This window comes from Streptomyces sp. NPDC006476 (assembly GCF_040612015.1).
GTDB lineage: Bacteria > Actinomycetota > Actinomycetes > Streptomycetales > Streptomycetaceae > Streptomyces > Streptomyces griseorubiginosus_B.
Genome location: NZ_JBEXPK010000178.1, coordinates 1 through 6,090, shown reverse-complemented (window position 1 = coordinate 6,090; position 6,090 = coordinate 1). Strand labels below are relative to the sequence as shown.

The 6,090-nt window shown below is 67.5% G+C and carries 6 protein-coding genes and 2 pseudogenes; 3 read left to right on the top strand and 5 right to left on the bottom strand.

The window, feature by feature from the left end:
* Positions 1-193: 193 nt before the first annotated feature.
* From ABZZ74_RS52160 to ABZZ74_RS52145, 4 genes and pseudogenes are all read right to left on the bottom strand, one after another.
* Positions 194-1,441: an ISL3 family transposase gene (locus ABZZ74_RS52160; protein ID WP_356951156.1), complete on the bottom strand. Its 1,248-nt coding sequence runs from the start codon at positions 1,439-1,441 to the stop codon at positions 194-196.
* 36 nt (positions 1,442-1,477) lie between these two features.
* Positions 1,478-2,248, bottom strand: a pseudogene (locus ABZZ74_RS52155) (IS701 family transposase).
* Positions 2,249-2,299: 51 nt separating this feature from the next.
* On the bottom strand, positions 2,300-3,511 hold the full coding sequence (locus ABZZ74_RS52150; protein WP_356951155.1) for a DUF2786 domain-containing protein: 1,212 nt from the start codon (positions 3,509-3,511) through the stop codon (positions 2,300-2,302).
* Positions 3,512-3,822: 311 nt separating this feature from the next.
* A pseudogene (locus ABZZ74_RS52145) lies at positions 3,823-4,068 on the bottom strand (transposase); the annotation flags it as partial.
* 210 nt (positions 4,069-4,278) lie between these two features.
* On the opposite strand from ABZZ74_RS52145, the gene ABZZ74_RS52140 reads away from it, so the two are divergent.
* Both ABZZ74_RS52140 and ABZZ74_RS52135 read left to right on the top strand, forming a co-directional pair.
* Positions 4,279-4,464 (top strand): hypothetical protein, encoded by a 186-nt coding sequence (locus ABZZ74_RS52140; RefSeq protein ID WP_356951154.1) that lies wholly within the window; start codon positions 4,279-4,281, stop codon positions 4,462-4,464.
* A 100-nt stretch (positions 4,465-4,564) separates the two neighbouring features.
* Positions 4,565-4,735: an ATP-binding protein gene (locus tag ABZZ74_RS52135; protein ID WP_356951153.1), complete on the top strand. Its 171-nt coding sequence runs from the start codon at positions 4,565-4,567 to the stop codon at positions 4,733-4,735.
* A 403-nt stretch (positions 4,736-5,138) separates the two neighbouring features.
* Here the strand turns inward: ABZZ74_RS52135 and ABZZ74_RS52130 are convergent, their stop codons facing one another.
* Positions 5,139-5,405, bottom strand: a complete 267-nt coding sequence (locus tag ABZZ74_RS52130; RefSeq protein WP_356951152.1) for a hypothetical protein — start codon at positions 5,403-5,405, stop codon at positions 5,139-5,141.
* Between ABZZ74_RS52130 and ABZZ74_RS52125 the strand changes: the two genes are divergently transcribed.
* Positions 5,404-6,090, top strand: a 687-nt coding sequence (locus ABZZ74_RS52125) for a DUF6300 family protein (protein ID WP_356951151.1), incomplete at its 3' end; no start/stop codon positions are given. The two genes, ABZZ74_RS52130 and ABZZ74_RS52125, sit on opposite strands and share 2 nt — an antisense overlap.

Below are 6,090 nucleotides of genomic sequence, written 5' to 3'. Positions count from 1 at the left end.
CGGGCTTGGCTTCTTCTTCGCCATAGGGACCAGTCGAGTGCATGTTGGATGGCGTGGCGGATGGGAGAGGAGATTCGGTTGAAGAGCCGCCGAGCCTCGTTCATGGTCACGGGTACGAGGGATTGAGTGCCGTCGGTTTCGGGATCCCCTTTTTTGGGCTCTTCGCTCCCTTCTGTGGGTTCGGGTAGGGGGATCAGGTGCGTCCGGGGAGGGGGCGGGTGTAGCCGGCGAGGCAGAGGAGGATCATGGCGCGGAGGGCCTCGACGCTGCGGAAACCGTAGGCCCGCCGGATGAGCAGCCGGATCTTCGCGTTCATGGACTCCACTCGGGCGTTGGTCACCCGGTACGTCAGTGCGTTGGCGATGTCGGTGCGGTAGGCGCGGATGGTGCGGGCGAGCTTGACGAAGGATGGCAGCTTGCTGCGGGAGGCCCAGGCCAGCCATGCGTCCAGCAGATGTACCCGCTCCGCGCCGCCGGGTGCGAACACCTTCCGCAGCTGCTCCTTGAGCAGGTAGGCCCGGTACAGCGGCTTGTTGGTGGCCTGGATCAGTGACAGCTTCGCCCGCTGCCGTTCGGTGAGGTCCTCCGGCTTCTTCCACAACGCGTAGCGGCAGTCCTTCAACTGGGCCGCGACAGCTTTCATGCCGGAGCGGCGGGCGGTGTTCCAGACTTGGCGGCGCACCGTGTCCAGGGCGTCGCCGGCCCACTTGACGACGTGGAAGGGGTCCAGGCACAGCTTGGCGTTCGAAGCACGCTCGGCGACCACGGCGGCGATCCACTCGGCGCCGTCCGCGGAGACATGGGTGAGCGCGTGGGAGCGCTCGGTGCCCAGCAGGTCGAAGAAGCGGCGCAGGGTGGTCTTCGAGCGTCCCTCGACCACGTACAGCAGCCGCCCGCTGTCGTGGTCCACGACCACGGTCAGGTACTTCTGCCCTTTGGCGAAGGACACCTCGTCGATGCCGATCCGGGTGATCCCGGCGAGCCGGTCGCCGTCCTGGCCGTCGCGCTCGGCCATCACCCGGGTCAGGATCGAGCCGACGGTGTGCCAGTTGATCCGCAGGAACACCGAGACCAGCTTCTTCGACGCGCCCGGCGCGAACCAGGCCACCGTCTCGTCGAAGGTGATGGTGTGTCCGGCGCCGTGCCGGGCCCAGGGCACGGCCGCTATCACCACCCCGTGGTCCGGGCAGGTCACCCCGGGCAGCTCGGCCTCGAAGTACACCCGCAGCAGCCCGTCGTTCAGGGACCTCCAGCGCCGGCGGCGGCCCCGGTCGTACAGCGGCGCACGCTGATGGCAGATCCCGCACCGCGGCCGCCTCTCCCACCGCCGGTCCGGTCGCACCGAGACCACCTTCACCGGATCAACCGGGTGAACATAGACCCCCTCGACCACCGTCCTCTCAACCCCGGCCGCCCGGGTCAGTACGTTCGCAGACGACACGCCGCACCCCGATTCGTAGCTTCTTGATCATCTCTCTCAGAAACCTACGAAGGGTGCGGCGTTCGTCATATCACGCCACGAACCGACCCACACATCGGAGCGAAGAACCCTTTTTGCCTCCAGTCGCAGGATGGCGAGGAAGGCGAGGGCGACCATGGAGAGGGTTATGTGCCGATACCATGCGGTGTAGCCGCGGACCTGATAGTGGTCAAGTCCGGTCTCATTCTTCGAGGTTTGGAATCATTCCTCGACCATCCACCGCGATCCCGCGATTTGCGCGAGTTTTTCCAATGGAGTCCCGGCCGGGCAGAAGCAGATGTAGTAGGCGATATCCGTAGGGTCGGTGAGGCTGCGTCGTGCCATCAGCCAGTGGTCCCAGCCCTCCCGCCGCCAGGGCCGGATCGCTGCTGCGGCCCAGTCGTAGTCGCGTGGACCGTGAGCGCCGTCGCCGCAGCTCACGCGTGTCCACGCATCGTCGGGGAGCTCACCGATCAGCTTATGCGCGCGGGCCTGGCCGAAAAACTCCATGGTCATGACCATCTGCGATTTCGGCACCGCAACTACGTGAGGGATGTCATGTTCTTCCAGCCAGACCCGAATCCGGCTTGTCTGCCCATAAACTTCGTCTGCGGTGACCCACCCGAACGGGATTCCGGACTCCACGACACGCTTCAGCATGCGCAAGCCCAGGTCGGGTTTCGTGGTGAATGCGACCTCATCACCGATGCCGGCCGCCCGGCAGCGCTCACGGTTGCAGCGCGAGGAACTCCTCACGCAGCGGCTCCAGGACGCAGGCCGGAACGACAGGCACGAACCCTCCCCGAACACGCGGATGTCACAGCACCGCGCCCGGGCGGTTCAGCGCAACGCGCCGACCCTGGTGTGCAGTTCGGCCCGGTCAGCGGCGGCCGTGCCGTGAGCCCACCCCTCACGGTCGTTGGCGTATGCCGAACCGTGACTGTACGACAGCTCACCGAAGAGCTCGTCCACCTGATCGTCAACGGCTTCGGCCCGCGAGGCCAGCACCGGAAGCAGGGCCGCCGTGCGGCCGGCCTTTCCAGCCGCCTTCACCGTCTGCTCGGCGACTCGCCCGAGCCGCTCCTCGATCCTGGTGGCATAGGCCACCAGGAACGACTGCCTAAAGGACCGTGTGCGGGAGCTCCCGTCCCGGCGCTTACGCGCGCCCGCCGCCTGCAGCGCCGCCTGCGCCTGGACCAACAGCGAGGTAAACAGCAGCTCGACCGCCTCCACGTCCGAGGCGAAACCGACCACCGTGGAGAATCTCAGGTTCTTCGACCACACCATGCGACAGCGGTTCGCCTCGGCCACCGCCTGCAGCAGCACCGCCTTCGGCCCTTCGTACGGCGCATCCACCGCCACCCGCACCCCGCCGGGCACCTGCCGCTCGCCCCGCTCCGCCGCCAGCAGCGCCGTATCAAGGCTGTGCTGGGACATCAACTGCTGCGCCTTGGCCGTCAACGCTTCCGCCTCCTCGGGAAACGAGGTCGACTCGGCCTTCACCAGCAGCGCCCGGATCTTGCCCAGCAGCGACGAATCCACTCCGCCGGCCTCGGCCATCCCGGCGCCGCCCGTCTCACAGGGCACCGGCATCAGCCGCGGCACCTCGGGAAGCTGGCTCAGCAGTTCGAGCAACTCCGCGACCGCCCGTCCCAGCACCGTCGGCTCGCACTTCTCCCGCGCGGCCACGCCCTCGACATAGGCATCGTCCTCGCCCCACCACACCGTGGCCGACGCCTCCGCGAGCTGCTCGGCCCAGCGCCTGGGCAACCGCGCCGCCGGATACTCGCGGTGCTCGGCGGCGACCAGATCGGCCGCGATCCGCGCATGCCGCGCAGCCAGCTCCCGGCGCGCGACACGCACCACGTCAACCGGCTGCCAGCCACGGTGCCACAGATCATGAACCACCGCCCCACCCACCTGGAGCACCGCCCGGCCAACGCCGCGCCGTGTGAACAGCGCAGCAGCCCACTCAAGCGCCGCCTCGCGACGCCCGGCGTCCCCAGCGGGCACCGCACACAACCGTGCCATCGCCTCATCCAGGAGATCCACGATCGTCCGCGGACCACGCGGCGGGGGAACGGACCCACCACTACCCGGGCAGAACGGATCACCACACTCGCAGGAAGCGAACCCGAAAGCCGCCCCCTGCCCCACCCCGCTCCGCCGCTTAGCATCCCGCTGCTTCTTCTTAACTCGCCGACGCTCCTGGTTGCGCTTGCCCAACCCAGTTCCCCAAACCCTCTTTCACCGGCCATCCACCGGCACTGAGCGTAGCGGCAAACCGGAACACGCCGCCCCGACACCAACGGAACAGAACACCAGCACCAGAGCGATCATCGGTAGACCTACTGGCGGACGCTCTTGAGGAATCCCGTCTCATCGAGAATAAGGATCCCCCGCTCGGAGTCGCCGAGGTGCTCCACCACTACGTCGCCGACGCCATCACGCACGGCGTCCACGTCCCACAGGTAGTGGTTCAACAGCCGCTGCATGCCCTGAGGACCGTCGTCCCCGGCAGCCTCCGCCAGGGTCCAGCCGTTCTTCCGCTCCGTCTCACTGAGCAGTCCCAGACATGCCGCGAGGCGTTGAACTCGTCCACCGGGCAGACCAGCCGGACCCCGAACGCGGCCTCGATCTCGATGACTTTGCGGGCCTGCAGGAACCGGTGGAATCCCTTGAGGATCTGGACGTATCCGCGGCGGGTGGAGGGCGCCCGCCCATCCACGGCCAGGCCGCCGACCACGCGGTCGATGGCCTCGGGCGTGACATCCCACGCCGGTCGTCCCAGGGCTTTCAACGTCCGCTCCAGCAGGCCGATGTCGTTGTCGACTGTCACCGGGCTGAACCCCCGGGCCCGCCAGGAGGCCACGAACGCCTCCACACACAGGGCCTGGAACTCCCACGGATCCCAGGCAACGGGCGCCTCGGGCACCGTCCGGCCCTCGATCACCCGCAGACTCGACTCCACCATCCGGCACACCTTCCTCGCACCTGACGAATGAAGGTAGCGCCTACAAAACCGCGCTGTCAGCGAGACAATCAAAGAGACACTCAGACCCCTGAAACAGCCAGGTCGCAGGGCACTCTCCCCATGAGGAACAAGTGCCAGCCCCAGTTCGCTGGGGAGAGGTCTTCGGCGACGACACCGTCGCCGCCGCCATGATCGACCGCCTGGTCCATCACGCCGAGGTCCACTCCCTCAAGGGCGACTCCTACCGCATGCGGGGACGCGAGCTCGGACGCGTCCCCGCCGACACATCCGACAACGACTGAACTACCACCCACCGACACCAACCGGGTCAGATTTCAACCGCCCAAAGTGGGTCCGAGTTCAGCCGACGCCGACAAACCGGACCAGACGAACTGCCGGAGGATGCGCAGGCACCCAGCGACTTCTGCAGGTCTCAGCGGAAAGTCCGTCGGGCATGTCGAAGACCGCATCCATGAGCTGTCGAAACGACATCCGGAGGCCCGCCCGGTTCACCACCGCCGCCGGGCACGACGCCCACTCTCTGGCAGAAGGTCAGCGAGTTCTGCGTGCGGCCATGCCGACGCCCTCGCGGCCCAGCGCCCGTCTGACCGGCCCACAACGGCTGTGCCCCCGACACGTTGCGTGCCGGGGCCACAGGCCACTCAAGCGGGCCAGCAGGTGAGCGACGGAGAAGACGCGTCTGGCTCAGGTCAGAGCGTCGGGGTCGATGCCCTGGGCCCTGGCCAGAGCGAACAGAACCCGCTCGATGCCGTCCAGCCGCTCCGTGATCGTGCGCCCTCCCGGAGCGCCGATGGCGTTGGCGAGTGAGTCGATGTTCCCGAACGCGGTGGTCTGCTGCTCGCGGATCTCTCCGAGCTGCTCACTATGCTCGGCCAAGGTGCGCCCCGTACGGAACGCCGACGCCTCCAGATCCCGGAGCCGTTCGTCGTGTGTCTTCGTCTCTCCCGCCATGCCCCCATCCTGGCAGATGCCGGTTAACCCAGTGACGGTCGCCCGACAGCGGGAACCAGGTGACGGCCTGGGCAGGTCGGCCCGTGGTCGAGAGACGGGCCATGCAGTGAGGCGCTGGCCTCTTGACGTTGGTCGTGCATCGGGCAGATCGTGGCCGTTCGCGTCACGCTCCACTCCAGAAGGGGGACTTCTTATGTCCTTCACCTGGCGCTACCTCGTACGCCCGGACGGCTCTTTCAGCCGCTTCGGCAACGTCGACGGCGGCCTCGACAACGTCAGCGACGATGAACTCGCCCGCCAGCGTCCAGCACCCGGGCCGGACGACGAGGAGACGACCAGGCCCTGCTCACGCTGCGGCGGTGACCTCCTGTTGCACTGGCACGGCCCCCTGTCCACCGGCGTATGGATGGAACTCTGCCCAGCTTGTGACGCTCATCGCCCTGCCGCGCGTGCCTTCATCCGCTGGCACGTCCCGGCGTTGTCAGGGCTGCTCCCACCCTTCCCGGCATCACCCGGATCAGGCTGCCCTCAGCTTCAACCACTGCTGCGACAGCGGGTTGGTGCAGGTCTTCCACCTCCACTCGAACCAAGTGAGGTCGACCCGGAGCGCGGTACTGGCCTTACGACCAGCCCGTTTCTCCGGGTCGCCTCCCGAACCCGGCGTGCACCGCTAAGCGCACCGGGC